This window comes from Phaeovulum sp., from assembly GCF_041596715.1.
Lineage (GTDB): Bacteria > Pseudomonadota > Alphaproteobacteria > Rhodobacterales > Rhodobacteraceae > UBA6213.
The window spans coordinates 1-1988 of sequence record NZ_JBFHIA010000368.1; the positions used below are offsets into that span (position 1 = coordinate 1).

Below are 1988 nucleotides of genomic sequence, written 5' to 3' on the forward strand. Positions count from 1 at the left end.
AATACCGGCCAGTTCAAGGTCGCATCGACGCAGACAGAAGGTCAGGTTTTCCACCGCGTCGGCATCGACTGCAAGCAGGTGCATATCCACCGCGAGCCGGGTTCCGACATGGCCGCGCGGATCGCCCAAACCGGTGCGGTGGTCCAGCGAAAAGTTTACCGGGTGCGCGTGCAGCACCTCGCGCGCATCGCCAATATCGGGCAGATCACAAGCTGCAAGAACACGCGCCACGTCAGCTTCGGCGACCTGCGCTTCTTGCAGCTTTATCTCACCCGCCAATCCGTAGCTGCGCGGGCGCGCGCCTGCGATGCTGGCGATCACATGATCGACGCGCACATTGGCCATTTTCTGCGCTGCCTGCACAGCGGTTCGAATGGCGCGCTCGGTTTCAGCCATCGTCTCGACTTCGCCAAAGCGCACCCCGCGCGAACGCGTGGTAGCTGCGCCAATGACCCGAAACGCCGATTGTCCCGCCATCGGCCCGACGCCATCACTGGTTGGTGCCCGCTCGGGCCCGTCGAAGCGCAGAACAAGGCAGGCGATTTTCGATGTTCCGACATCGAGAATGGCGATTACGCCGCGCTGCATCGCCGCCTTGCGCATCGCGCGCATGGCGCGCTGTGCCTGATAGAGCCCGTTCATCGCCCTGCCCCCATCACCTGTTACTCCCGCTCGTCATCACCTGCGCATTGATGCGCTTCAATTCGTCTTGTGCGTCCGCGCTCAGCCGTAATGTCGGGCGTGCCGCCAGCCGCAGATCAAGCTGCGTAAAATCGCGTGCAAGCAGGTCTTCGGCGCGGTCAAGCGCCAGCATCCGCTGCACCGCCTGCACCGCCCCCGCCTCGGGCAGCAATATCCGCTGATCGCGGTCTAGAACCAGATCCCAGCGCCGCTCTCCTATCCGCACAAGGCCACGCGCGCGCGGCAATATCGGTGCCGCCGCCGCCAGAATGGCCAGCGCCTCGGGCACCGCGTTTTGTGCACCATCTCCCGCTATCAGCGGCAATTCCGGGCGAAGATCTCGTGAAAGGATCGTCGCAATACGGTGGCCGCTGGCATCAAGCATTTCCACGCCGGTGGCATGACGCCAAAGCACCGCCGGCACCCGTTCGACCACCGTGACCGCCAATATCCCCTGCTGCACCCTCAGATCGACCGAGGCGACCGCATCAAGCCGCGCGATCAGTGTGCGCAATGCGGGCAGATCCAGCGCAAAGGAAGATGCAGGCAGCGCCACGGGCAGCATCGCGCGGATAGCCGCATCCACCGCGGGCGATGCCCCATCGATGCGCAGCAGCGACACCTCGAACTCTGGCCGGTTCTGGATATCGGTCTTGAGCGCCGTGAACCGCTCTGCCAACGCCGCGCGCTGGCCCGCGTCACCCAACCAAAGCCCAAGCAGGCCAAGGATCAGCGCCAGCGGCAAGCCGATCCGCAGCAGGCCGCGCACTGAAGGCGTCAGCCAAAGGCGGCCAAGCTTGTAGCGCATACGCGAAGGTGCCGGGTCGCGGTGAAGCACACGCGGGGCGGGCCGCGGCGGGGCCGCAAGAGGTGAAGTGCCTACCGGTTGCATGAGGCGTCCTCGACGATCCAGCGGCAAAGCGCGGGGAAATCCATCCCCCCAAGCCGCGCCTGCTCGGGGCTAAGCGAGGTGGGGGTCATGCCCGGTTGCGTGTTGGTTTCCAGAATGACCAAACCTGCCAGACCCTTACTCTCATCCCAGCGAAAATCGCTGCGGCTAAGGCCGCGGCAACCCAGTGCATCATGTGCGCGGCGCGCGTAATCAAGGCAGGCGTTGGTGATTTCGTCTGGCAACTGCGCCGGCACGATGTGGTGCGATCCGCCGAGCGTGTATTTTGCGGCGTAGTCATACCAACCGCTGGTCACGATTTCGGTCACACAAAGCGCGCGATCACCAAGCACGCTGACCGTCAACTCGCGCCCCGGCGCGTAGGCCTCAACCAGCACGATCTCGGGCATGTCATCGG

At 64.5% G+C, this 1988-nt stretch carries 2 protein-coding genes and 1 pseudogene; all 3 read right to left on the reverse strand.

What is annotated here, in order from left to right; translation table 11 throughout:
• Positions 1 to 642, reverse strand: a 642-nt coding sequence (locus ABY403_RS16090) for a cell division protein FtsA (protein ID WP_372841823.1), incomplete at its 3' end; no start/stop codon positions are given.
• Between the two features lie 13 nt (positions 643 to 655).
• Positions 656 to 1489 carry a cell division protein FtsQ/DivIB gene (locus tag ABY403_RS16095; protein WP_372841824.1) on the reverse strand — a complete coding sequence of 278 codons (834 nt, stop codon included), beginning with the start codon at positions 1487 to 1489 and terminating at the stop codon, positions 656 to 658.
• A 71-nt stretch (positions 1490 to 1560) separates the two neighbouring features.
• Positions 1561 to 1988 (reverse strand): annotated as a pseudogene (locus ABY403_RS16100) (D-alanine--D-alanine ligase); the annotation flags it as partial.

Bases quoted from the DNA above. Each gene is read 5' to 3' on its own strand.
- ABY403_RS16095 (WP_372841824.1), bottom strand. From the start codon at position 1,489: ATGCGCTACAAGCTTGGCCGCCTTTGGCTGACGCCTTCAGTGCGCGGC.